This window comes from Marinobacterium nitratireducens, from assembly GCF_014645375.1.
Classification (GTDB): domain Bacteria; phylum Pseudomonadota; class Gammaproteobacteria; order Pseudomonadales; family Balneatricaceae; genus Marinobacterium_A; species Marinobacterium_A nitratireducens.
On record NZ_BMLT01000009.1, the window covers coordinates 148564 to 172960 of the forward strand.

Genomic DNA, 24397 nt, shown 5'->3' on the forward strand with positions numbered 1-24397 from the left:
GATGGTCGTTTTGTTATACGACTTTTGTCGGGTGCGACGGTATTTTCGCCGCGGGGCGCGACTCCTACGAACGCGCCGCACTATCCGACCCGTAGGAGCGGCGCCCCGCCGCGAACAACGCTACTGCGGAGCCAGCCCTGTTCGCCGCGAAGAAGTGCCCTTCGGGTACGCGGCTTACGAGGGGTGCCGGGCACTAACGCCCGTAGGGGGGGCGTACCCAAAACTTACGGGCACTTCCCCGTCGCGAACTTCAGATATTGAGGAAGGAGTTGAGGAACGCCCGGGTGCGCTCGTGCTTCGGCTGGTTGAAAATCTGCTCCGGCGGGCCTTCCTCCACGATTGCGCCGGCGTCGAAGAAGCAGACGCGATCGCTGATTTCCCGTGCGAAGTACATCTCGTGGGTCACCAGTATCATGGTGTAGGCATCCTCGGCGGCGAGCTTGCGGATGACTTCGAGCACCTCGTCGACGAGTTCCGGGTCTAGCGCCGAGGTGATCTCGTCGAGCAGCAGGATGCTCGGTCTCATCGCCAGCGCCCGGGCGATGCCGACTCGCTGCTTCTGTCCCCCTGAAAGCTGACTGGGGTAGGCGTCGGCCTTGTCAGCCAGTCCCACGGTGCGCAGCAGCTCCAGGCCGTTGGCGCGGGCTTCCTCCTTCGACTGTCCCAGCACATGGATAGGCGCTTCGGTAATGTTGCGCAGCACCGTCATGTGCGGGAACAGATTGAAGTGCTGGAACACCATGCCCATATGGCCCCTGCATTTACGCAGATGACGCTCGTCGGCAGGCAGCCAGGCGCCGCCTTTCTGCATGTGCCAGAGCGATTCGCCCTGGACGCGGACCATGCCTGCGTCGATGCCTTCCAGTGTCATCAGAATGCGCAGCAGCGTCGATTTGCCCGAGCCGCTGGGGCCAATGATGGACACCACTTCGTTCTTGCGGATGTTGAAGTTGAACTGCTCGAACAGCACATTGTCACCGAATTGCTTGGTGACGTTGTCGAACTCGACAGCGTAGTCGCTCATGACAGGGTGAATCCTTCTTTCGGGAAACGGCGTTCGGCCTGGCGGATGCCGGCGCTGGCGATCAGACTGAGTACCAGGTAGATCAGGCCAACCAGGGTGAAGGGCTCGAGGTAACGGAAATTCTCCGACCCCATGATCTTGGCCAGTTGCAGCATCTCCAGCAGGGTGATGGCCGACAGCTGTGGGGTTTCCTTGAACATCGCGATGATGTAGTTGCCGGTCGCCGGAATCATCGCGCGCAGCGCCTGGGGCAGAATGACGTCGCGGTAGGTGTGGTACGGCGAAAGGTTCAGCGCAATCGATGCTTCCCACTGGCCCTTGTCAACGCCGTCGATACCGCTGCGGAACACTTCGGAGAGATAAGCGCCGTAGTGCATGCCCAGCGCCAGTACGCCGGTGACCATCGGCGACAGGTTCAGGCCCCACTCCGGAGCCACGTAATAGAGAAAGTAGATCTGCACCAGCAGCGGGGTGCTGCGCACAAACTCCATCCACCAGTAGGCGCTGTAGCGGACGGCCTTCCATTTACTGCGTCGCAGCAGGGCCAGGAGCAGGCCGATGACGATTGCGAGCAGGCTCCCCAGCACCGTCGCCTGCAGCGTGATCTTGCAGGCATCCAGCAGCAGCGGCAGCACCTCCCAGGCGAAATCCCAGTCCCATTGAAACTCGATCATGCCAGACCTCCGCGATCCATGCCTTTGCCAAGGTGTTTCTCCAGCGCCCGTATGGCCAGGGTCAGCACCTGCGCCATGACGAAGTAGAACACCAGCACCAGCCCGAAGATCTCCTCGACCTGCAACGTCATGTCGGCGAGCGATTTGGCGCGGTAGGTGAGGTCGGCGATGGTGATCAGGCTGACCAGCGAGGTGGCCTTGACCAGCTCGATGGCGAGGTTGCCGAATGGCGGCATCATGCCGACCAGGGCCTGCGGCATGATGATGCGCCACAGCCGCTGGCGCGGCGAGAAGTTGAGCGCGATGGCCGCTTCGGTCTGACCCCTGTCGACCGACAGCAGACCGCCGCGGACCACCTCCGAGCCGTAGGCGCCGATATTGAGGCCCAGCGCGACCACGCCGGCGGTAATGGCATCGATGGAGATGCCGAAAAACGGCAGCACGAAGTAGATCCAGTAAAGCTGAATCAATGCAGAAGTGCCGCGAAAGAATTCGACGTAGATCGCGGCAAGCCAGCGCAGGGCGCGGTGTTCGCTAAGCCGAAGCAGGCCGGATATAAAGGCCATGGCGGTCGCCAGCGGCAGGGCCATCGCAACGAGCTGGATGGTGACCAGAGCGCCTTCGGCGAGCACGCTGAAAATTTCGTTGAGGGGCATCAGGCTTCCTTGGGGGGCGGGTTGGGCGTTTTCATCTCGCACAGTCGCCGGTTCAGGCCCCACAGCGGCCTTGCCGTGGGGCTGGCAGGCTTCAGGGGGTGCAGAGCTGCTCGGCGGTGACACCGCCGGGAAGGGTGTGTGCACCGAAACCGTAAGGCTCGACCATGGCGATGTGTTCGTCGCTGCCGATGAAGCCGCCCAGTTCGTTGTTGAAGGCGTCACGCAGGCGCTCGTCGCCCGGGCGGAAGCCGAAGCCGCCGTATCCGTTGACCTTTTCGCCGTTGATGACCAGGTCCTCGAACGGCTGTGCCAGTTCGACGGCGTCATCCTTCTTGCCCAGCTCCGCCATGGTGAGGACGGTGCCGGCCAGCGCATCGATGCGGCCGGCCTTGAGCGCGGCGACGCCGCTCGGGTAATCCGGCAGCGTCACGATCTGGTCCAGCGCGATACCGAAATCCTTGGCGTAGCCGAACTCGACCGCGCCGGCCATGACGCCGAGCTTGAGGTCGCCGTTGTCCTTGACGTCGGCATAGCTGTCGAGCGACTCCGGGTTGCCGGACTGAACCAGGAAGCCTTCGCCGATGGTGTAGGTGGGGTTGGAGAAGAGGATCTGCTGGCAGCGCTTGGGGTTGATGTACATGCCGGCGGCAATGACATCGAAGCGTCCTGCCTTGAGACCGGGAATCAGGGAGCCAAATTCGGTAACCAGGACTTCGACGTCGTCGATGCCGAGCTTATCGAGCACGTGCAGGGCGATTTCCGGCGCCTCGCCCTTGGGCTCACCGTCCGATGACAGATAGCCATAGGGCACCTCGTTGGCCACCGCCAGCGTCAGTTTGCCGGACGCCTTGGCATCGTCCAGGGTGTCTGCCGTGACGAGGGTGCTGGCCATTCCCGCCAGGACCAGGGTCAGTATGCGGACCATTCGACTCTCCTTGGTAGATTTTTTACGTGGTTTTTTATCTTAAGGAAGCGAAAAGTGTTTCGCAAATCGAAGTAAAAAATTATGAAAATCAGGCTTTTCTTTGCAAATATCTTGCGATTACAGCGATTTGTGCTACGGAATATTTAACGATATTCGAAGTAATGGGTGACGGGTGACGGGTGACGGGTGACGGGTGGGGCGTGTTGGGGGAAAGCCATTCCCGGTGCAGGGCGTCCCTGAGCGAAGCGACCGCCATGGACGGCGGAAAGATCGGTCCTGCAGGAGCGAATGTCGACGAATGGCGCCGGACGGGAATAACAGGTTTCGCGTCATGCTCGACGCCACGCAGACCCTGCCGGTAAGAGGCGGCGCCTTTCGTTGCACTCAAGGCGCCCTAAGCGTCACATCTCATGCGTAACACGTCTCGTGCGGCGGACGGGTGTCCGCCGGCGTCAAGGGACAGGCAATCAGCCCAGCTGATCAACCAGTACGGCGTTGGAGTAGACCAGGGCGCCGTCGCTGGCGCGGTGGCCGGTGAGGAAGAAGTGGCTGCGGTCCTCGTGGGGGTGGCGGTAGACGTGGAAGGCGGCGTCCGAGAGTCCGTCGCACTCGGGCGGAAGCTGCAGCTCGAGGCTGTCGATATCGATCGGAATATCCATTTCGTGAGCCTTGGAGTCGAGAGTCATCTGGTCTTCCGCCTGCTCCATTTTCAGGTGAGCGTCTTCGCTGACCCTGAAGGTCATCAGTCCCATCGGTTGGGACTTGGATGCGCCCTTGGGTTTGCACCAGGATTCAAGGTTGAACGTATTCATGCAGACACCTCCGGTTGCTTATTATTCTGCCGCAACAGAATGTATAGGCAGGGATTGCCGTCCTCTCAAGTATAGCCAGCGCAAAAGCGGCGCCTCGGTACAGGACCGCGCTGCGCGCCAGAGCCTCTTCGGGATCTACAGGATTACGCACTTTAGTCCGTTTCGGACCAGCCCTGGTATTCGGCGGCGTTTGCCGACGTAATCAGCTTGGGGGCGATCAGAATGCGTTGCTGCTCGATGCGCTCGCCCGAGAGCAGTGCGGCGCCGGTATCGACCGCCCGTCTGGCGATACGGCGTGGAAACTGCGCGGCGGTGGCCTGCAGCAGACTGCCGGGCTGCTGCAGGCGTTCGATGGCGGCGGGGGAACCATCCACACTGACGATAACGAAGCTGTCGCGACCGGCTTGCCGGGCGGCCTGTTCGGCACCGAGCGCCGAGGGGTCGTTGACGGCGAACACACCCTGTATATCCGGGTGCGCGGTCATCAGTGCTGTCATTTTTTCCATGCCGCCCTCACGGGCGCCGGCGCCGTTTTCACTGTCGGACAGCAACTCGATGCCGGGGTAATGATCAAGCGCCTCGCGGCAGCCCTCGACACGCTCGATGATCGACGAAACCGGCGGGCCGTTGATGATCACGACCCTGCCCGTGCCGCCGATGCGTTCGGCCAGGTAGTGGCATGCCTGCGAGCCTGCCTGCCGGTTGTCGGTGGTGATGGTGACGTCGGCGCCGCTCGCCTCGACGTCGATGGCGATGACGCGGACGCCGGCGTCCCGGGCGCGCGTCACCGCCGGCGCAATGGCCTCGGGGTCGGCGGCCGAGAGCAGGATCAGACGCGCGCCGCTGGCGATGAAGTGATCGATCTGGCCGATCTGGCGCTGCAGGTCATAGGCGCTCGACAACACTTCGACCCTTATCCCCGGGGAGAGCGCCTGGGCGCGGCGTTCGGCGCTGCGGGCAATGGCGACGAAATAGGGGTTGCCGAGGTCCGAAACCGAGACGCCCAGGGCGTCGCCGAGGGCGGAGGCGGGCTCGCCGAGCGCCGGATTCGGCAGCAGCAGGCAGGCGCTCAGCAGTGTGGTCAGGATCGGGCGAGTCGGCATATCCGGGTTTCCGGCCAGCGGTTAACGGGGCGGTATACCCGGTCAATTGTCCGGCTAATCGAGTGGCGCCGCAATGCCAGAGCCTTATTCGGACTTGTTCACAGGCTCCCTATAGAATCTGGTTGAATTCGAGGGTCTCGCCGCCGGGGCCGCGGATGGAAAAGTACTTGCAGCCATTTTCCCACAGCGGCAGTTCGACCGGTGCCTGCTGCTGGGTCTCGAAGCCGGCGGCGCGCAGCTCCGCGAAGGCGGCGTCGATGTCACGCACGGAAAAGGCGACGTGGTCGATATGGCCGTCGCGGCGGCGTGCGACCTCGGCACGGCGCTCGCCCGGCTGCAGGTAGAGCTCGATCACCATGCTGCCACGCTTGACCATGACCGCGGTCACCGGTCCTTCGTCGTCCTCGAAGCTCTTTTCCATCACCGGGCGAAAGCCCAGCCGGCCGTAGAAATGCTTCGAGCATTCGAGATCGGTCACCGGCACGCCGAGGTGCTGCAGCCCCTGAAAGTTTTCGTCGAGCAGCTGTGTCATTTGAAACTCCTTGTTGAATGCTTTGAATGTCCGGTCACGCCGGCGATTCTCGACTGTAGGAGCGCCGCCCCGGTGCGAAATCGCCACCTCAGCATCGGATTTCGCCGCGGGGTGCGGCTCCCACAGGATCAGGCGGCGAAAGCGCCGGCCGGATGGTCGTTCGGGTCCAGTGCCCCGGTCATGATCGCCACCGCATCGGACATGGAATGGGTGTCCGGCTTCACCACCGCGACCCTTCGGCCGAGGCGGTGGATATGGATGCGGTCGGCGACCTCGAACACGTGCGGCATGTTGTGGCTGATCAGGATCACCGGTAACCCCCTGTCGCGCACATCCTTGATCAGGTTCAGCACCCGGCGGGATTCCTTGACGCCGAGCGCTGCGGTGGGCTCGTCCATGATCACCACGTGGCGGGCGAAGGCGGCGGCGCGGGCGACCGCAACCCCCTGACGCTGCCCCCCGGAGAGGGTTTCCACCGCCTGACCGATGTTCTGGATCGTCAGCAGGCCCAGCTCCGAAAGCTTCGCCTTGGCATCCTCGTGCATGCCCTTCTTGTCCAGCATCCGGAACACCTTGCCGAGGATGCCGGGCCGGCGCCGCTCGCGGCCGAGGAACATGTTGTCGGCAATGTCCAGCGACGGCGAGACCGCCAGGTTCTGGTAAACGGTTTCGATACCCTGTTCGCGTGCGTCCATCGGGGTTTTGAAATGTACCGGCTCGCCGTCCAGCAGGATCTCGCCGGAATCGGGGATCAGGGCGCCGGAGAGCGCCTTGATCAGCGACGATTTGCCGGCACCGTTGTCGCCGATGACCGCCAGCACTTCGCCGGCGCGGAGGTCGAAATCGGCGTGGTCGATGGCGGTGACATGGCCGTAGCGCTTCACCAGGCCGCGGGCTTCGAGTACGATTTTCTTCTGTTCTGTCATGACTGCGACCCTCCTCAGACTTTGCGAATCCACTGGTCGACGCCGACGGCGACGATGATCAGCAGGCCTACGGTGAAGTCCTGCCACAGGACGTCGACGCCGGCCAGCGCCAGGCCGTTGCGGAACACGCCGACCACCAGAGCGCCCACCAGGGTGCCGAAAATGGAGCCGCGGCCGCCGAACAGGCTGGTGCCGCCGATCACCACTGCCGTGATGCTGTCGAGGTTGGCCATCATCCCGGCCTGCGGGCTGACCGAGCCGATGCGGCCGATCAGGGCCCAGGCGGCGACGGCGCACAGCACGCCGGCGACGACGTAGACCGAGAGCAGTACCCGCTCGACGCGGATTCCTGCCAGGCGCGCCGCCCCCGGGTCATCGCCGGTGGCGTAGACGTGCTTGCCCCAGGCCGTGCATTTGAGCGCGTACCAGAGCACCACGAACAGGGCGAGCATCAGCAGGGCGCCGTAGGTGAAACGGGCGCCGAGGAATTCGAAGGCGGTGCCGGTCCAGTGCAGCAGCGGTGCAGCGGCGTCGATATCCTGGGAGCGGATGGTTTCGCTGCGCGAGTACCAGAGGTTGAGTGCGAAGAAGATGTTCCAGGTGCCCAGCGTCACGATAAACGGCGGCAGGCGGAAACGGGTGACCAGCATGCCGTTGATCCAGCCCGTCGCGGCGCCGGCGATCAGGCCAAGGCTCAACGCCAGCCCCGCTGGCAGGCCGACTTCGACGGCCATGCGTCCCATCACCACCGAGGTCAGCACCATCACGGCGCCAACCGAGAGGTCGATGCCGGCGGTGAGGATGATCAGCGTCTGGGCGGCGCCGAGAATACCGATGATGGTGACCTGCTGCAGGATCAGCGACAGGTTGAAGGGGTGCAGAAAACGGTCGCCGACGAGGGCGCTGAACAGCGCAATGGCGGCCAGCAGCACGATGGTCGGTGCTGCCACCGGGTACTGGTGAAAGAACTGGTGCAGCTTTTCCTTCAGCGAGACCTGCTCCGGCTCGATGCGGGCGAAATCGCCGGTCGCGGCGTCGGCGATCTTTTCATGGTCGGCCACGGTGGACCGTGCAGTCGGTGTGGTGCTCATAACGTCATCTCGTTGTTGTTCTTGTCATGGCTTGCCGGGCGCGGGCGCCCGGCGGTCCTTGGCCCGACCGAGGGCGAGGTCACTTACCCCCAGCAGAGGTCCAGACCTTCGGCGGAGGTCTTGGACTCGACCTCCCCGACCGGCTGGTCGGTGATCAGCTCGACACCGGTATTGACGAAGTCCAGGCCTTCGCTGGCGGCGGGACGGGTGCCGCTGCTGGCGTATTCGATGATGGCGTCGACGCCCATCGAGGCCATGCGCAGCGGAAACTGCATCGAGGTGGCGCCGATCACGCCCGCCTGGACGTTCTTGACGCCGGGACAGCCGCCATCGACCGAAACGATCAGCGCGTCGGTCTTGCCGACCGCCTTCAGCGCCTCGTAGGCACCGGCTGCGGCCGGCTCGTTGATGGTGTAGACGACGTTGATTTCAGGGTCTTTCTGCAGTAGGTTTTCCATCGCGCGACGGCCGCCCTCTTCGGAGCCGGCGGTAACGTCGTTGCCGACAATGCGTGAATCGGTCTCGTCACCGATGTCATTGGGGTCGTTCAGGTCGATGCCGAAGCCCTTGAGAAAGCCCTGGTTGCGGGCGACGTCGACGCTGATTTCGCTGGCGCTGAGGTCCAGCATCGCGATCTTGGCGCTGTCGGCCTTCGGGCCGAGTTGGACCCGCGCCCACTGGCCAATCAGCTCGCCGGCCTTGAAGTTGTCTGTGGCGAAGGTGGCGTCGGCGGCTTCGGCCGGCGACAGCGGTGTATCGAGCGCGATCACCAGCAGGCCCGCCTGTCGGGCCTGCTCGACGGCCGGCACGATGGCGGCGGAGTCGTTCGGGGTGATCAGGATGCCCCTGGCGCCGGCGGCGATCAGGTTCTCGACCGCCTGTACCTGGGAGTCGTTGTCGCCGTCGAACTTGCCGGCGAAGGTTCGCAGTTCGACACCGCTGGCGTCGGCTTTCATCTGCGCGCCTTCGCGCATCTTGACGAAGAAGGGGTTGGTGTTGGTCTTGGTGATCAGGCCGATGATCGGCTTGTCGGCGGCAAGGGCGAACGGGGAGGCGAGGGTGATGGCCAGGGCCAGTGTGCTCAGCTGCTTTTTCATTGTGGTCTCCGGTTGTTTTTGTTGTGTCGCGCTTTTCGGATAGGGGCATTGGAACGCCGGAGAATTAACGGTGAATTTCGTCGCGAATTCGTTCCGTTAACAAATGCAATAATCCGTTAGGCGTTAGGCGTTAGGCGTTAGGCGTTAGGCGTTAGGCGTTAGGCGTTGGGCCTTATGCGTTAGGCCGCATGGCGTCGGAGAGCGCCTGAGCCAGCGTTTGCAGGCGGTAGGGTTTGGCCAGGACCGGCACGTCGGGGGGGAGGTTGTAGCGGCTGTCGAGCAGGTCGCGGGGCAGGCCGGAGGCGAGTATGCAGGGCAGATCGGGCCAGCGCCCGGCCAGTTGCGCGCGCAGCTGGATGCCGGTGCGGCCGCTGCCGAGGTTGATGTCGCTGAGTACCAGGTCGGGCAGGCCGTCGCGCTCGAGCAGGTTCAGGGCCTCCTCGGCGCTGCGACAGCTCAGGGGTTCGTAACCGAGTTCAGCCAGCATGTCTTCGACCGCTTCCAGCACCAGGCCGTCGTCCTCGACCAGCAGCACCTGCTGGCCGTTGCCATATTGCAGTGGCTGACTCTGGCCGCTGTCGGATTCAGCGGCGGGCCCTCGGTAGAGCGGCAGGCGAATGCTGATACGGGTGCCCTGGCCGGGCGCGCTGTCGATGGTGATATCGCCGCCGGACTGGCGTACGAAGCCGTAGACCATGCTGAGGCCAAGGCCGCTGCCGCGACCGACCTCCTTGGTGGTGAAAAAGGGATCGAACACCCGCTCGCGCAGCTCTTCGGGAATGCCGTGGCCGGTATCGCCCACTTCCACCAGTACCCATGCGCCCTGTTTGGCATCCTGCTCGAGGGCGGTACTGAAGGTGAGGGTGCCGCCGTCCGGCATGGCCGCGCCGCTGTTGAGCGCGAGGTTGAGCAGGGCGTTCTCGAGTTGGCCCGGATCGACGTAGACAAGATCTTCCTCGGCCTCGAGGCGGGTGCGGATGTCGATCTGGGAGCCGACGCTGTATTCCACCAGGTCGAGCATGCCCTCGATGATGCCGCCCAGCGACTGCGGTTCCGGGTGCAGCTGCTGCTTGCGCGAGAATGCGAGCAGACGCTGTACCAGGCTGGCGCCGCGTTCGGCGGCGGCCAGCGCGCGCTGACCGTAGCGGCCGGCCTTGTCGCTGAGGTCCCGCTGCTGTTCCAGCAGCTGCAGGTTGCCGATAACCGCAGCCAGCAGGTTGTTGAAGTCGTGGGCGATGCCACCGGTGAGCTGGCCGAGCACCTCCATTTTCTGCGCCTGGCGCAGCTGCGATTCGATCGCCTTGCGGTCGGTCAGGTCGCTGTAAAGGGTCACGAAGCCGCCATCGGGCATGGGCTGGCTGCGGAACTCGATGACGCGCCCGTCGCGGTAGTGGCGTTCGAAACGCACGGGCTTGCTGGGACGCTGCAGATTGGTTTCGGTCATGTCCAGCGGCCGGTTGTCGAGGGTGCGGTTGCCATGCGGGGCCTCCGCCATCAGCGCCTGCAGCCGCTGCAGCGTAACGCCGCGCTGCACGCGCGCCGGCGGCAGGTCGAAGATACCGAGGTAGCGGGGATTCCAGGCCACCAGGCGCTGGTCGCGGTCGAACACGCTGAGGCCGTCGTTGATGTTGTCGAACACCGTCTGCAGCAGTCGCTGCTGGCGCCGCAGGTCCTCGGTGATCGATTGCAGTTCGCGGCTGTTTTCGCGAAAGACATTGAAGGCGCGGGCCAGGCTGCCGATCTCGTCGCGGCGCTGTACCGCCGGCGTGGCCTGGCCTGTCACGCCGGCGGCCAGGCGGGTCATCAGGCCGGTGACGGCCTGGAGGTTGCGGGTCAGGTTCAGTACCAGGGCGGTGCCGGCCAGCAGCGCCAGCAACGCCAGCAGGCTGATTGCGAGAATGCGGATCTGGCCCTTGCGCACCGTGGCCGACAGCGCCTGCTGCTGTTGGCCGAAGCGCTGCTGCAGGCTGTCGACGAAGCCCTTGACCTCGGCGGACAGCTGGTCCGATATCGACCGCACCGAGGCCAGCAGGTAGCCCTGGCGCTGCTGAAGATCGAGCTGGCGATGACGCAGCGCAAACACCGGGGCGGCGCTGGCGGCAAGTTCGGGGCTGATGTCCTGGCTGACGCCAAAGCGGCGTTCCAGGCGTTCAAGCTCCTGGCGCGGCGCCGAAGCCGCGGCCAGCAGCTGGTCCACGGCTCTGCGGTCTTCCGCGCTCTCGAGGCCTTCCAGCGGGTACAGCAGCTGGCGCAGGTCTTCGCGCTGGAACAGCGCCTGCCGGGTCAGTGCGATCAGCTCGTCCAGCGTGGCATACAGCCGTTCCAGCAGCTGGCGCAGCTGCGGCGCGGACTCGAGGTGGCGTATGCGCCCGGCCAGCTGCTTGAGCTGCTCGGTGCGCTGCTGCAGCCGGTTGCGGTCATGCTGCAGCTGGGAGGGCGACGAGGCCTCGGCCACGAAGGGGGCCAGCGACGCCAGGCTGGCGGTGCGCTCGGCAAGCTCGAGCGAGTGGGAGATGTCCGGCAGTATTTCGCGACGCAGTTCTTCCAGTGCGGTCTCGGTATCGGTCAGACTGCGCCAGCCGACGAACGCCAGCACCAGTGCCGCGACCATGATGCTGGCAAAGGCGATAAGCAGCCGGGCCCGTACGCTGTGCATGCTCAGGGCCCGCCGCGGCATTCAGCCGTGCCGGGCATTTCAGACCTGGCTGACCTGGGCATGAAAGCAGTACCCGAGTCCGCGCTCGGTGCGGATATAGCGGGGCTGGCGCGGGTTGGGTTCCAGTTTGCGGCGCAGGCGCAGGATCAGCACGTCGATGGTGCGGTCGAACACCTCGCTGTTGTCGCTGCGGGTCATGTCCAGCAGCTGATCGCGGCTCAGTACCCGGTTGGGCGACTGGACCAGGGCTTCGAGCAGGTTGAATTCCCCGAATGTCAGCTCGACCGGAGTGCCGTCGCTGCGGCTCAGCTGGCGCGCCGTCAGGTCCAGGATCCAGTCGCCGAACGCCAGCCTGTGGTGGCTGTGGCGGTCGTCGGCGCGGGGGCTTGTGGCGGCGGAGCGGCGCAGCAGCGCGCGCACCCGGGCCAGCAGTTCGCGCACGTTGAACGGTTTCATCAGGAAGTCGTCGGCGGCAAGTTCCAGGCCGAGTATGCGATCGGTTTCGTCGCCCTTGCCGGTCAGCATCATGATCGGAATGGCCGACTCGGCCCGCAGCTCCCGGGCCAGCTGCAGTCCGTCTTCGCCGCGCAAGCGCAGGTCGAGAATCACCAGGGAGAAAGCGTTGTCGCCAAGGGCCTGCTGCATGGCGTTACCGTCGGCGACGGCAATGGTGTCGAAGCCGTTGTCATCGAGCAGGTCCTGCAGCAGCGCGCGCATATCGGGTTCGTCGTCGACGATCAGTATCTTGGGGCGTCGGGTCTCGGTCATCTTGTGCCTTGTTGCGTATGGCGTCTGGCGGATGTTGTGCGCGCTTACGCCTGAAGCCTTATTAGTAGCACAACACCCGATTCTGGCTATTTCAAATGTTACTTCCTAGTGTACTGCTTCATCCTTAAAGGCACTTATAGCGAGCCGCCAAGGGGAGCTCGCCAATTCGCGCCCAACTGCGTTGCCGTTCTTGGCAAGAGCCCCACTATTCCCGGCGAACGGCGCCTTGCTGGACAGGAATTGGCGGGCTCTATAAGTATCTATTAGGGTGAAACAGTACACTAGACGTTAGTACATGCAGGTGCGCCGCTCTTCCCGAATGTCGGCATTGCAAGTGCGGCGGCAATGATGGTTAATGGTCGCCAGTCCGGCTGGTGTTATGGTATTTAGGTAAGTTTACGAAAATAAATCTTTAACGTCTTTTGATATGGCGTTACTATCGGAAAATTAACCTATAATAATTCCGCGAAGGTCCGTTATGTGCATTTCTTGTTGCAGCTTGCCGAATATCACCCTGTCTCCGGCCGCTCCGGTGCAATCGCGTTCCGGCCGTTCCGGTGTCCAACAGGGGAGGTTCTCTCATGTCCGCTAAAGTGATCGCTTTCGGCGAAGCCCTCATCGATATGCTGGCGCGGCCGCAGGCCTCGGGCCCGGTCAACTTCGTCGCGCACCCGGGCGGCGCCCCGGCCAATGTGGCGGTGGGGATTGCCAAGCTCGGGGGGAATGTCAGCTTTCTCGGTCAGGTCGGCCGGGACATGTTCGGCGACAGCCTGGTCACGACCATGGCGGGCTTCGGCGTCGATACCTCGCAGCTGGTACAGACCGCGGATGCCCATACGGCGCTGGCGTTCGTGAGCCTCGACGCCGAAGGCGAGCGCAGCTTCGCCTTCTACCGTGACCGCAGTGCCGATCTGCTCTACCGTTCGGATCAGTGCCCGGAATCCGTTCTCGAGGGCGCCGCCATCTTCCACTGCTGCTCCAACACCCTGACCGAGCCCGGTATCCGGGAAACGCATCTGGTACTGATGGAGCGGGCGCGCAAGGCCGGCTGCATGGTCAGTTTCGACGTCAATTACCGCCACAACCTCTGGCCGCAGGGAGAGGATGCGCGCGAGCCGATCTGGCAGGCAATGGCGGCATCGGATCTGGTGAAAATCAGCCGCGAGGAACTGGAAGCGCTGTACGGCCGCGACGAGGAGCTGCCCCGGCGGCTGCTCGAGGCCGGCGTCGGTCTGCTGCTGATCACCGATGGCGGCGAGCCCCTGGAAGCACACTGGTTCGGCGGCTCGCTCGAGCTGGTGCCGCCGGCCACGAAGGTGGTCGACAGTACGGCTGCCGGCGACTCCTTCGTGGCCGGGCTGCTGCTGCGGCTGTCGCAGGAGGCGCCGGGGCGCGAGGCGCTTGCTAGCTGGCTGGCGGATCCGCGGCAGGTCGAGGCGGGGCTGCGTTTCGCCAGCCGCTGTGGCGCCCTGACCGTATCGCGCTACGGCGCTTTCGAGGCGCTGCCGCTGGCCGCGGAGCTTGACGAGCCGGGCGCCGGCTGAGGGCTGGTCGGCTGATAGATGGGCGAAGCCGCGCCGGCACCTGCTATCGGCGTACATCAGTGGTTAAGCGGCCTAACCCATCGCCAGCGTCCATTGCCATCGCGATGTTCCGAGAACGCATGGGATGGGTTGCGCGATAAATTCGCATCGCCTTAGCTCGGTAGCGGTCGCGGCCGTTTGTCGCGGCCGCGTGCCCGCAGTGAGGCACTGATCGACTGCGGCGGCTGCGGTTTGCCGAGCAGGAAACCTTGCACCTCGTTGCAGTCGCACTGGCGCAGAAAGTCGAGCTGCGCCCGGGTTTCGACGCCCTCGGCGATCACCTTCAGCCCGAGGTTCTGTCCCAGTGCGATGATGGTGCGGGTGATCGCCTGGTCGTCGCTGTCGCCCGGCAGGCCGTCGATGAAGGCGCGGTCGATCTTGAGTCGGGTCAGCGGCAGCGTCTTGAGGTAGGAGAGCGACGAGAAGCCGGTGCCGAAGTCGTCGATCGCCAGCTCGAATCCCAGCAGGCGCAGGCGCCGGAACATGGCAATCGCCCGCTCCGGATTCTGCATCAGAAAATCTTCCGTGACCTCGAGTTCGAACCATTCGGGGCGGCAGCGGTGTCGTTCCAGTCGCTGCTCGAGCCATTCCAGCTGGCGTTCGTTGTCGACCTGGCGCCCCGACAGGTTGATGGCGATGACGCCGGGATCCAGTCCCTGCTCGTGCCAGATACGGGTCTGCTGCATGACCCTGTCGATTACCAGGTTGCCGATGCGTACGATCAGGCCGGAGCCTTCCGCGATTGGCAGAAAGCGCGCCGGCATCAACAGCCCCTCGGTGGGGTGCTGCCAGCGTACCAGCGCTTCCATGCCGATCGGCGCCAGGCTGTTGAGGTCGAACTGGGGCTGATAGTGCACCTCGAACTCGTCCTGCATCAGCGCCCGGTGCAGCTCGGAGGCGAGCGATACCTGCTCCATGGCGCGCCGGGTCAGCTGCTGCGAGTAGTAGCGGTAGACGTTCTTGCCGTCGTCCTTGGCCTTGTACATGGCGGCGTCGGCCGCGCTGATCAGCGACTCGGTGGTGTTGCCGTCGTGGGGATAGACGCTGATACCGACGCTGGTGGTGATGAACAGGCGGTGGCTGTCGACCTGGTACGGCGGTTCGATGCACTTGATCAGTTTCTGCGCCAGCAGCGCGGCGTCGTCGTTGTTCGGCAGCGGTGACATGATGACGGTAAACTCGTCGCCGCCCAGGCGCGCCAGGGTGTCGCTGGCGCGGATGGTCTGGCTCAGGCGCTGCGCGGCCATGCGCAGTACGCTGTCCCCCGCCTGGTGGCCGAGACTGTCGTTGATTTCCTTGAAGCGGTCCAGATCGATGAACAGCAGTGCGAACCGCTGTTGTTCCCGCCGCGCCCGCAGCAGCGTCTGCTCCAGCCGGTCGATAAAGAGCGTGCGGTTGGGCAGGCCGGTCAGCAGGTCGTGGTGCGCCAGTTGCTTGAGGCGTGCCTGTTCTTCGTGCAGCTCGCGCAGCAGGCGCGTGTTTTCGGTAATGTCCCGGTACAGTTCGATGACGCCGTTGAGGGTGCCGTCGGGCTGCGTCAGCGGCGTGGCGATGCGCTCGATATGTCGCCATTCGCCGTCGTGGCCCATGTAGGTGCACACTTCGGCCGTGCGCCCGCTGCCCATGAGCATGCGCTGCGCCGCCGAGTGGCCGCTGGCGGCGAGATTTTTCGGCAGCGGCTGTTTACAGGGGTGGCCCGGTTCGCTGTCGCGCGCCGCGCGGTTGATCAGCCGTACCTTGCAGTCGATATCCCTGACCACGATGGCATCCCCGACGCTGTCGACGATGTTCTGCAGAAACGACCTGGCTTCGCGCACCCGTCGCTCTTCCCGTATCCGGTTGCTGATGTCGTGGGACACGGTGATGATGCATTCGGCGTGCCCGTTGCGGTCGTAGAAGGGCACCGCGTAGGTCTGCAGCCAGGCCTCCTGGCGCGCGTAGGGCCGGTGCAGGCGATACTCCAGGTTGCCACCCTGGCCGTCGAAGGCATTGGCGATCAGTGTGGCGAAGGCCGCGCGGTCCTCCTGTGCCACGAAGCGTTCGCCGAAGCGGATGCCGATGGCGCTGTCGGTGTCGATGCGCAGCATGCGCGCGCCGGCGCTGTTGAGGCTCAGGATGCGGTCGTCGCGGTCGATCGTCAGTACGCAGGCAGGCTCCGCCTCGATCAGGGTCTGGAGATATTCCTGCTGCTGTTTGAGCGTCGCGGTCTGGCGCTCGACCTCTTCGTTGAGCTGGTCCACCGAGACGGTGGTACTGCGCAGGCGCGACAGCATGGTGTCGAATCCGCGGGCAAGCTCGCCGAGTTCGTCATTCTTGTGGTGTTCGTCCAGCGACAGCCAGAGGTTGCCGGCGGTGACGCGCTGCATCTGCAGGCGCATCCGGTCCAGGCGACTCTTGAGGCCGTTGGCGAGGGGGAAGGCGATCAGCACCAGCACCAGTGTCAGGGTGATCATCAATCCCAGGGAGATCAGACGGCCTTGCTCACTGGCTTCCTGGATGCGCTGCTCGGCCGTCGCGGCCAGGCGCAGGGCGTCGTCGGTCATGTTCTGCAGCGTGGCGTAGATGCGGGAGGCGAGCTGAACCTGCCCCGGGCTGTCGTGCGCTTCCCGGCCAATCAGGGGCGACAGCTGAGCCAGGGTGTTGCTCTGGTAGCGGATGCTGCTGATATAGCGCGACTGGCTTTCGGGCCGTTGTGCCAGGATGCTCGGCAGGCGCTGCTGCGCCTGACGCCACTCCGCCAGCGAGCGCTCGTCGTGCAGGGACAGGTAAAGCCCGAAACGGGTGTTGAGCCGGGTAACGCTGTGTTGCACGGTATTGGCGTACTGTAACTGCTGCATGGCGCTTGCACTGCGCGCAGCGCTCCACTGGTTGGCCACCCAGCCGGAAAAGGCTGCGGTGGCGGCCAATGTTGCCAGCAACATCAGGCGTGTGCCTACCTTCATACGAACCTCAGGGCTGGCCGGTGGACGGGATGACCTGCTGCAGCAGCGAGCCGTCGAGAAAATGGCGGAAATCGGGCAGAGGCTGCGCCTTGACATGACCGTTGTTGAGGGCCCAGCGGGCGCCGCTGTCGAGCGCGATCAGCAATGAGTTGGGCAGTCCCAGGCGAAAATTGTAGTCGGGCCAGACCCACTCGATGAAATCCGCTTCGAGCCCCAGTCTGTCGCGCGCGATCTTTCTCGCCTGACCGGGGTTTAGGTGCATGAAGTCGATGGACTGGTCGAGTGCCCGCAGTGCTGCCGCCAGGGTTTCGCGCCGCGTGGTGACTGTGCTGTCGAGCGCGAGCAGGTTGAAGTTGATGCTGTGCAGGCCTCGGGTCGGAAGGACCACGGCTTTCTCCCCAAGGGCTCTGACTGTCTGATAAGCATAGGGCTCCCAGGTGGAAAGCGCCTCGACATGGCCGTCGAGCAGGTTTGCGCTCATGTTTTCAGGGTTGATCGCGCGGGTTTCGAGGCGGCTTCCGTCGATGTCATGCATGAGCGCAATGCTGTGCAGGAAGTATTCGCTCGAGGAGCCGGGCGTGGTGGCGATGCGATGGTGGGCCAGGTCGATGACGCTGCGCAACGGTCCGTCGGTGCTGGCGATCAGCTTGATGTCGTTGTCGGATGTCACGAACGAGGCCAGCACCGTAAAGTCGCGTCGCTCGAAGCTGTTGAACATGATCACCGAATCGGAGCTGGTGGCAAGGTCCGTGCGACCCTCGATGAGCTGATCGAAAGCGCGGTTGCCGCCGATTACCTCGTGCAGTTCCACATCCAGACCCTGCTGTCGGAAGTAGCCCCTGTCGGCGGCGACGAAGATCGGTGTGGAGAGCGGTGTTCGCGCAACGGCGATGCTGAGTTTTTCGAGCGGTATCGCCGGCCGGTTCAGCAGTCCGAGGGCGAGGCCGAGTGTCGCCAGGCCAAGCGCGAGCAGCAGCGTCGCGGGCCGGGTGAGGCGTGTACTGTGCATAACGTGGTCGCTTCCTGTCGCCACGGTGAATACGAGATTACCGGTCGGGCCATTCCGTTGCCCGTGCCGTACCGCAATCGCCTTGGGCCGGACCCGAAAGTCCCTGCAGATAAAGTCCCTGCTAATTATCCGGCCTATCGCGGCTAGGATAGCCCATACGCGGTGGCTTGGGTACCGTCCGCAATCGAGACCTGAAACGACGACACCGCCCGAAGGCGGTGTCTGTTCATTCTGCTGCGGTGTTTGCGGATCAGGCGCTCAGGCGGTCGACCGTCATCCGGGCAAGGTCGCGGATGGCGTTCCAGTCCTGCCGGGCGATGAGGTCGGCCGGCGTTAGCCAGGAGCCGCCGACGCACATGACGTTGTCGAGTGAGAGGTAGTCGTCGGCGCTTTCCAGGCGAATGCCGCCGGTGGGGCAGAAGCGGACGTCCGGGAAGGGGCCGGCGTAGGCCTTGAGCGCGCCGGGGCCGCCGGCGATGCTGGCCGGGAAGAACTTGAAGCGGCGGTAGCCGCGCTGCAGGCCTTCCATCATCTCGGAGATGGTCTGGATGCCCGGCAGCAGCGGGATGTCGCTGTCGATACCGGTATCGAGCAGCTCGCGGGTGGAGCCGGGGGTGACGATAAAGCGCGCCCCGGCTTCGCAGGCGGCCTTGTACTGCGCCGGGTTGGCGATGGTGCCGGCGCCGACGCGGGCTTCCGGCAGTTTGTCGGCCAGCAGCTGAATGGCGTCGAGCGCCGCTTCGGTGCGCAGCGTGACCTCCAGCACCGGCAGTCCGCCTTCGACCAGAGCCTCGGCGATGGGCAGCGCCTCGGCGGCGGAGTCGAAGGTCAGTACCGGAATGACCGGCGCCAGCGCGCAGATGGCGTCGATCTGGGCGGTTTTGTGCTCGGGCAGTGTCTTCAGTGTCATGGGAGAGTCCTGGTCTGGGAAGCGTTTGCGGGTCGCTGCTGAGGGTTGCCTGCTGGCAGCCTCAGGGGCTCCAGTAAATGGTCAGTGGTCGTTGCAGGAACAGCCGGATGGGCATGGCGTCGATATCGTCACCGGCCAGAGCGCGCTGCAGTGTTTCGAGCTTGTCTTCGCCCTTGAGGTGAAGAATGCGCTCACGGCTCGCCAGCAGGCGCTGTGCGCTCAGCGTCATGCGCTCGTGCGGCGCGCTGGTCGGGGTCAGGGCGCAGCAGGGCTGCGACGTCCCCAGTGCGCGTCCTAAGTCCTGCGCGCAGGGAAACAGCGATGCGGTATGGCCGTCGTTGCCCATGCCAAGGATCACGACGTCGAGCTGCTCGGGCAGTGCGGCAAGCCGTCTTGCGCATGACGCTTCGGCCTCGCGGGCGCTGCCAGCCGGTTGCCAGAGTCCGATGAACCTCGCGCTTGCGGCCCGGTCCTGCAGCAGGTGCCGGCGTACCAGGCCTTCGTTGCTGTCGGGCGAGTCGGTGTCGACCCAGCGGTCATCGGCCAGGGTGAGCGTTACCTGCTGCCAGGGCAGTGGCTGCTGACGCAGGCGCTCGAACAGCGGCAGCGGCGTGCGCCCGCCGGAGAGCGCCAGCGCCGCCTCGTTGCGCGCGTCAACGGCTGTGCGGATCAGCGATGCAAGGTGTTCAGCGAGGGCGTCGCACAGGCGGTCGGCGTTGTCGAAGCGCTGCAGCCGAACCTGCGCCGGCAGTACCAGTTCAGTCGTGCTCATGCCACGCCCTCCCGTCTGCGGCCAGCATGGCGTCCGACGCTTCCGGGCCCCAGCTGCCGGCGGCGTAGGGCAGAGGCTTGTCGCCGTCCTGCCAGTGCTCGAGGATCTGGTCGCACCACTTCCAGGCGTTCTCGATCTCGTCGCGGCGCACGAACAGGTACTGATTGCCCTTGATGACCTCCAGCAACAGTCGTTCGTAGGCATCCGGCACCCGGCTCATCTCGAACGCCTGGGAAAAGCTCAGTTGCAGCGGCGCGGCGCGCAGCTGCATGCCCTTGTCGAGCCCCTGGTCCTTGGTGATGATCTGCAGCGAGATCCCTTCGTCGGGCTGCAGCTTGATGGTGAGCTGGTTCTCGGCCAGCTTGCGCTGCTCCGGGTCGAAGATGTAGTGCGGCTGCTGGCGGAAATGTATGGTGATCTGCGACAGCTTTTCCGGCATGCGCTTGCCGGTGCGCAGGTAAAAGGGCACGCCGGCCCAGCGCCAGTTGCGGATTTCGGCCTTGATGGCCACGAACGACTCGGTGTTGCTGCTGGTGTTGGCGTCCGGTTCCTCGAGGTAGCCCGGCACCGTCTCGCCACCGATCTGGCCGGCGCTGTACTGACCGCGTATCAGGTGACTGGTGCGGATGTCGTCGGTAATCGGGCGCAGCGCCTTCAGTACCTTTACCTTCTCGTCGCGAATGGCGTCGGCGCTGAGATCCGAGGGCGGGTCCATCGCCACCAGGCAGAGCAGCTGCAGCAGGTGGTTCTGTACCATGTCGCGCAGCTGGCCGTACTTGTCGAAGTAGTCCCAGCGCCCCTCGATGCCGACCTTTTCCGCCACCGTGATCTCGACGTGGGAGATGTGGTTCTGGTTCCACTGGTTGCCGAACAGGTTGTTGGCGAAACGCAGTGCAATCAGGTTCTGCACGGTTTCTTTGCCGAGGTAGTGGTCGATGCGGTAAATCTGCGCCTCGTCGTAATACTGGGCGACGGCGGCGTTGACCTCGTGGGACGATTCCAGGCTGTGGCCGATCGGTTTCTCGAGCACGACCCGGGTGTGCTCGTCGATGCAGCCCGCGGCATCGAGATGCGCGCTGATCATGCCGTAGATCGATGCCGCGGTGGAGTAATAGAAGATACGGGTGCTGCCCGGACGCTGGTCGAGCAGCGACCTGAGTGCGCGATAGTCTTCGGCGACGCCAAAGTCGATATCGAGAAACTGCAGTCTGCCGAGGAAACGCTGCAGGGCGGCGCTGTCGATCTCGGCCTCGGCCACGAAGCGGCGCAGGTTGGCTTCGCTGCGGGTCAGGCTCTCGGTCGGCTCGGAATCGCGTGCAAGACCGATGATGCGGGTTTCCGGGCTCAGCAGGTTGGCGCGCTCGAGCTGATAGAGCGCCGGCAGCAGTTTGCGTTGGGTCAGATCACCCAGGGCGCCGAAAAACAGTATGTCGCAGGAAGTGTCAGCTATGGACATGGCGTGGGCCTGTTTTTTTTGGTTATTCAACGAATATGTGGCGATCTTATCGCTCAGTGTCGGCTTGGTCAATGCATAAGTTTGTAAAATTTACATAAATTAAGAGGCGCCTCCGGGCTTGAGAGGCCTCCAGGCCCGCGGTGGCCGGGCTGGCAGCCCGGGCTTCGGAGCGCTATAGTGGCTGCAAAACTGAAATGTAGATAATTTACAAATACAGATGCGGCAGCTATGAACACTAACAGTGTTAATCTACTGGAGCAGATTCGCCAGCGCCTGGAGACTCTCAACAAGTCGGAGCGCAAGGTCGCGACAGTGATTTTGCGCGATCCCCAGTCGGCGACCCGACTCAGCATTACCGCGCTGGCCCAGGCGTCCGGTGTCAGCGAACCGACGGTGAACCGTTTCTGTCGCAGCTTCGACAACCGTGGCTATCCCGATTTCAAGATCCAGCTGGCGCAGAGCCTGGCCGGCGGCATGCCCTATGTTTCACGCAGCGTGGAACAGGACGACAGTACCGAGGAATACACCGACAAGATTTTTTCCTCCACCATCGCGGAGCTGGATACCGCGCGCCAGAGCCTGCAGCCGGCGCTGATCTCGCGGGCCGTGGACTATCTCAGTCAGGCCAAGCAGGTTGCCTTCTTCGGTCTGGGCGGTTCCGGGCCGGTGGCGCAGGATGCGCAGCACAAGTTTTTCCGCCTCAACATTCCGGTCATGGCCTACGATGACGTGCTGATGCAGCGCATGGTCGCTGCCGGCGCCAATACCGGTGATGTGGTGGTGGTGATCTCCTATACCGGCCGTACCCGGGAGCTGGTGGATATCGCCCGGCTGGCGCGGGAAAGCGGCGCCACCGTCATCGGCCTTACCAGCGAGCGTTCGCCCCTGGCGGAAGAGTGCACGCTGCTGCTGCCGGTGCCGATACAGGAAGATACCGACATCTACATGCCGATGACCTCGCGGATCATTCAGCTGACGCTGCTCGACGTACTCGCCACCGGGGTGACCCTGCGCCGCGGCGTCGACTTCCAGCGCTATTTGAAGAAGATCAAGGACAGCCTGATACCGACGCGCTACCCGCAGGAATAGTCGTAGGAAGCGCGCCCGAACCGCGAACGGTCGGGCTCCATTGCCTCTTACCCGATACAAAAATAAGAGATGAACACTCACAAGCCGATTTACGTCGTCGACGACGACGCCGAGATCCGTTCGCTGCTGCAGAGCTATCTCGAGCGCAACCAGTTCGAGGTGCGCACTGCGGAGGACGGCGAGCAGCTGCTGACGGCGCTTCGCGGGGGCGACGCTGCGGCGCTGGTGGTGCTCGACGTTATGCTGCCGGGCGACGATGGCTTCGAAGTATGCCGCAAGCTCCGCACCTTCTCGCAGGTGCCGGTGATCATGCTGACCGCAAGCTCCGATGAGATGGACCGCATCGTCGGCCTCGAGATCGGCGCCGACGATTACCTGGCCAAGCCTTTCAACCCGCGCGAACTGTTGGCGCGCATCCGCGCCATCCTGCGTCGCAGCGATCAGCGCAGTGAGGCGGCCGCCCCGGGGGCGGGGCGCTACCAGCGTTTTGCCGGCTTCGAACTCGATGCGGCTCAGCGTCAGCTGGTCGACCCCCATGGTGTCCCGGTAACCCTGTCCGGCGCCGAGTACGAGTTGCTTCACCTGCTGGTGGATCACGCCGGCGAGGTGCTGAGCAGAGAGCGTATCGCCGAAGCGACGCGCGGCCGGGGCAATCTGCCGATGGACCGCTTTATCGACGTGCAGGTGAGTCGCCTGCGGCAACGCCTTGGAGACGATGCCCGTTCACCGCAGCTGATCAAGACGGTGCGGGGGCAGGGATACGTGCTGGCGGCACCGGTCGAAACCGGCGCTGCCGGGCGGCACTGACGGGGTGCCGTCAATGCAGGGGCTCTTTAGACGCCTGCAGCGCTGGCCACGCTCTGTCAGCGGCCGGATCCTGCTGGTGCTTGGGCTTGGCGTGCTGCTGGCGCAGATCGTTTCGAGCGCCATCTGGCTGGCGCAGTTCAGAGCCGACAACGAGCGCAATGTCCGCGAGATGTCGCGCCACATGGCGTACCGGGTGGCGTCGACGGTGCAGTTCTTTACCTCGTTGCCCACCGCATACCGTCACGTGGTGCTCGACCAGCTGCGCGATATGGGCGGAACGCGGTTTTTCGTGACCCTCAACCGCGAAGAGATCGGCATCAACGACCTGCCGGATTCGCCTCTCAAGCGCATCGTGGTGGCGCAGTTTCGCGAAGTGCTAAGACAGGAGCTGGGACTCGATCAGCGGGTGCGCATCGCCTTTTCCCGTCCGCTCGATCTGCATGTGATCCGTAACGATATTCTGCTGACGGACCTGCCCGATCGCTGGGGCAAGCAGGCTTTGCTGGTCGGAGACCGGCAGGCGCCGATCCTGGTGATCCAGATTCCAATCGGAGAGGCGCAGTGGCTGTATCTGGCGACCCTGATGCCGGATCCGGGCTTTCTCGAAACGGGCACACCGCTGTCGCCCGAGCGGCTGCTGTCGCTGCTGGTGTCGCTGGCGGTGATGATGCTGTTCGGCGTCTGGATCGTGCGTTCGCTGACCCGGCCGCTGCGCCGCCTTGCCGCAGCTGCCGAAAGCTTCGGTCACGGCCAGCCGCAGCCGCTGTCGGAGGCGGGCAGTCGCGAACTGGAGGCGACCGCCCGCGCCTTCAACGGCATGCAGTTGCGCATCCAGCGCTATCTGAATGACCGCGAGCGGCTGTTCGCGTCGATCTCCCACGATCTGAAAACCCCGATCACACGCCTGCGGCTGCGGGCCGAGATGCTCGAGAATGATGGCGAGCGCGAGGCATTCTGCCGCGACCTCGAGGATCTCGACATGCTGGTGAAGGGCGCGTTGCAGAGCGTCAAGGATACCGATATCCACGAAAACCGCGTCGAGGTGGACCTGCACCAATTGCTGTGTCATCTGCGCGACAGCGCGCGACTGGGCGGGCAGGCGGTGACGCTGGAGGGCGAGCAGCGGGCGCCTTTCCTCGGCAAGCCTCTGGCGCTGCGACGCTGTCTTGGCAACCTGATCGACAACGCGCTGTTCTACGGTGGTGGCGCCGATGTGCGCATCGACGACAGCCCCGAGCGCCTCGAAATCCGGGTGCTCGACAGTGGCCCCGGCATACCCGAGGACAAGCTCGAACAAGCCTTCACGCCCTATACCCGGCTGTCGACGCAGCATAGCGGCCAGGCCGGCATGGGACTCGGCCTCTCGATCGCGCGCAATATCGCCCGCGCCCATGGCGGCGAGCTTCAGCTGCGCAACCGGCCCGAAGGAGGGCTCGAAGCCTGCCTGACCCTGCCGCGACAGTCCTGAGCGGCACGGATCAGCTGGCAGCCCCCTCGCAGGCCCGGGTTGGCCCGCCGATCGAACCCAACCTCTTGGAGGAACCCGCTCCGTGGGAGGATCCACC

At 64.3% G+C, this 24397-nt stretch carries 21 protein-coding genes; 4 read left to right on the top strand and 17 right to left on the bottom strand.

The window, feature by feature from the left end; translation table 11 throughout:
* Positions 1-250: 250 nt before the first annotated feature.
* The 12 genes from ehuA to IEX85_RS17345 form a co-directional block, all read right to left on the bottom strand.
* The gene (gene ehuA / locus IEX85_RS17290) at positions 251-1024 is read right to left on the bottom strand and encodes an ectoine/hydroxyectoine ABC transporter ATP-binding protein EhuA (RefSeq protein WP_188861869.1); all 774 of its coding nucleotides are present in this window, start codon (positions 1022-1024) and stop codon (positions 251-253) included.
* Positions 1021-1698, bottom strand: a complete 678-nt coding sequence (gene ehuD, locus IEX85_RS17295) for an ectoine/hydroxyectoine ABC transporter permease subunit EhuD (protein ID WP_188861870.1) — start codon at positions 1696-1698, stop codon at positions 1021-1023. The genes ehuA and ehuD overlap by 4 nt, the downstream gene beginning before the upstream one ends.
* Positions 1695-2354, bottom strand: coding sequence for an ectoine/hydroxyectoine ABC transporter permease subunit EhuC (gene ehuC / locus IEX85_RS17300; protein WP_188861871.1), 660 nt, complete (start codon positions 2352-2354; stop codon positions 1695-1697). Before ehuC ends, ehuD begins: the two co-directional genes overlap by 4 nt.
* Before the next feature lie 91 nt (positions 2355-2445).
* Positions 2446-3279 (bottom strand): ectoine/hydroxyectoine ABC transporter substrate-binding protein EhuB, encoded by an 834-nt coding sequence (gene ehuB / locus IEX85_RS17305; protein WP_188861872.1) that lies wholly within the window; start codon positions 3277-3279, stop codon positions 2446-2448.
* A 467-nt stretch (positions 3280-3746) separates the two neighbouring features.
* On the bottom strand, positions 3747-4091 hold the full coding sequence (locus tag IEX85_RS17310; RefSeq protein ID WP_188861873.1) for a hypothetical protein: 345 nt from the start codon (positions 4089-4091) through the stop codon (positions 3747-3749).
* A gap of 152 nt (positions 4092-4243) precedes the next feature.
* The gene (locus IEX85_RS17315; protein WP_188861874.1) at positions 4244-5194 is read right to left on the bottom strand and encodes an ABC transporter substrate-binding protein; all 951 of its coding nucleotides are present in this window, start codon (positions 5192-5194) and stop codon (positions 4244-4246) included.
* Positions 5195-5303: 109 nt separating this feature from the next.
* Positions 5304-5726, bottom strand: coding sequence for a VOC family protein (locus IEX85_RS17320; RefSeq protein ID WP_188861875.1), 423 nt, complete (start codon positions 5724-5726; stop codon positions 5304-5306).
* A 128-nt stretch (positions 5727-5854) separates the two neighbouring features.
* On the bottom strand, positions 5855-6652 hold the full coding sequence (locus IEX85_RS17325; RefSeq protein ID WP_188861876.1) for an ATP-binding cassette domain-containing protein: 798 nt from the start codon (positions 6650-6652) through the stop codon (positions 5855-5857).
* Between the two features lie 14 nt (positions 6653-6666).
* Entirely contained in the window at positions 6667-7743 is a 1077-nt protein-coding gene (locus tag IEX85_RS17330; protein WP_188861877.1) for an ABC transporter permease, read from the bottom strand.
* Positions 7744-7826: 83 nt separating this feature from the next.
* The gene (locus IEX85_RS17335) at positions 7827-8840 is read right to left on the bottom strand and encodes a sugar ABC transporter substrate-binding protein (RefSeq protein ID WP_188861878.1); all 1014 of its coding nucleotides are present in this window, start codon (positions 8838-8840) and stop codon (positions 7827-7829) included.
* Positions 8841-9012: 172 nt separating this feature from the next.
* Positions 9013-11496 carry a PAS-domain containing protein gene (locus tag IEX85_RS17340; RefSeq protein WP_188861879.1) on the bottom strand — a complete coding sequence of 828 codons (2484 nt, stop codon included), beginning with the start codon at positions 11494-11496 and terminating at the stop codon, positions 9013-9015.
* 39 nt (positions 11497-11535) lie between these two features.
* Positions 11536-12264, bottom strand: a complete 729-nt coding sequence (locus tag IEX85_RS17345) for a response regulator (RefSeq protein ID WP_188861880.1) — start codon at positions 12262-12264, stop codon at positions 11536-11538.
* A gap of 581 nt (positions 12265-12845) precedes the next feature.
* Between IEX85_RS17345 and IEX85_RS17350 the strand changes: the two genes are divergently transcribed.
* A complete protein-coding gene (locus tag IEX85_RS17350; RefSeq protein ID WP_188861881.1) occupies positions 12846-13808 on the top strand; it encodes a carbohydrate kinase family protein in 963 nt (320 codons plus the stop codon).
* 152 nt (positions 13809-13960) lie between these two features.
* Here the strand turns inward: IEX85_RS17350 and IEX85_RS17355 are convergent, their stop codons facing one another.
* From IEX85_RS17355 to zwf, 5 genes are all read right to left on the bottom strand, one after another.
* On the bottom strand, positions 13961-16789 hold the full coding sequence (locus IEX85_RS17355; RefSeq protein ID WP_188861882.1) for an EAL domain-containing protein: 2829 nt from the start codon (positions 16787-16789) through the stop codon (positions 13961-13963).
* Positions 16790-16796: 7 nt separating this feature from the next.
* Positions 16797-17798, bottom strand: a complete 1002-nt coding sequence (locus IEX85_RS17360) for an ABC transporter substrate-binding protein (RefSeq protein ID WP_188861883.1) — start codon at positions 17796-17798, stop codon at positions 16797-16799.
* Between the two features lie 250 nt (positions 17799-18048).
* On the bottom strand, positions 18049-18708 hold the full coding sequence (locus IEX85_RS17365; RefSeq protein WP_308425658.1) for a bifunctional 4-hydroxy-2-oxoglutarate aldolase/2-dehydro-3-deoxy-phosphogluconate aldolase: 660 nt from the start codon (positions 18706-18708) through the stop codon (positions 18049-18051).
* A gap of 61 nt (positions 18709-18769) precedes the next feature.
* Complete coding sequence (gene pgl / locus IEX85_RS17370) at positions 18770-19480, bottom strand: 6-phosphogluconolactonase (RefSeq protein ID WP_188861884.1); 711 nt, start codon at positions 19478-19480, stop codon at positions 18770-18772.
* On the bottom strand, positions 19467-20936 hold the full coding sequence (gene zwf / locus IEX85_RS17375; protein ID WP_188861885.1) for a glucose-6-phosphate dehydrogenase: 1470 nt from the start codon (positions 20934-20936) through the stop codon (positions 19467-19469). The genes pgl and zwf overlap by 14 nt, the downstream gene beginning before the upstream one ends.
* 228 nt (positions 20937-21164) lie before the next feature.
* On the opposite strand from zwf, the gene IEX85_RS17380 reads away from it, so the two are divergent.
* The 3 genes from IEX85_RS17380 to IEX85_RS17390 all read left to right on the top strand — a co-directional run bounded on the left by IEX85_RS17380 (position 21165) and on the right by IEX85_RS17390 (position 24300).
* A complete protein-coding gene (locus IEX85_RS17380) occupies positions 21165-22025 on the top strand; it encodes a MurR/RpiR family transcriptional regulator (RefSeq protein WP_188861886.1) in 861 nt (286 codons plus the stop codon).
* 69 nt (positions 22026-22094) lie between these two features.
* On the top strand, positions 22095-22832 hold the full coding sequence (locus IEX85_RS17385; protein WP_188861887.1) for a response regulator: 738 nt from the start codon (positions 22095-22097) through the stop codon (positions 22830-22832).
* A gap of 13 nt (positions 22833-22845) precedes the next feature.
* Positions 22846-24300, top strand: coding sequence for an ATP-binding protein (locus tag IEX85_RS17390; RefSeq protein WP_188861888.1), 1455 nt, complete (start codon positions 22846-22848; stop codon positions 24298-24300).
* Positions 24301-24397: the final 97 nt, after the last annotated feature.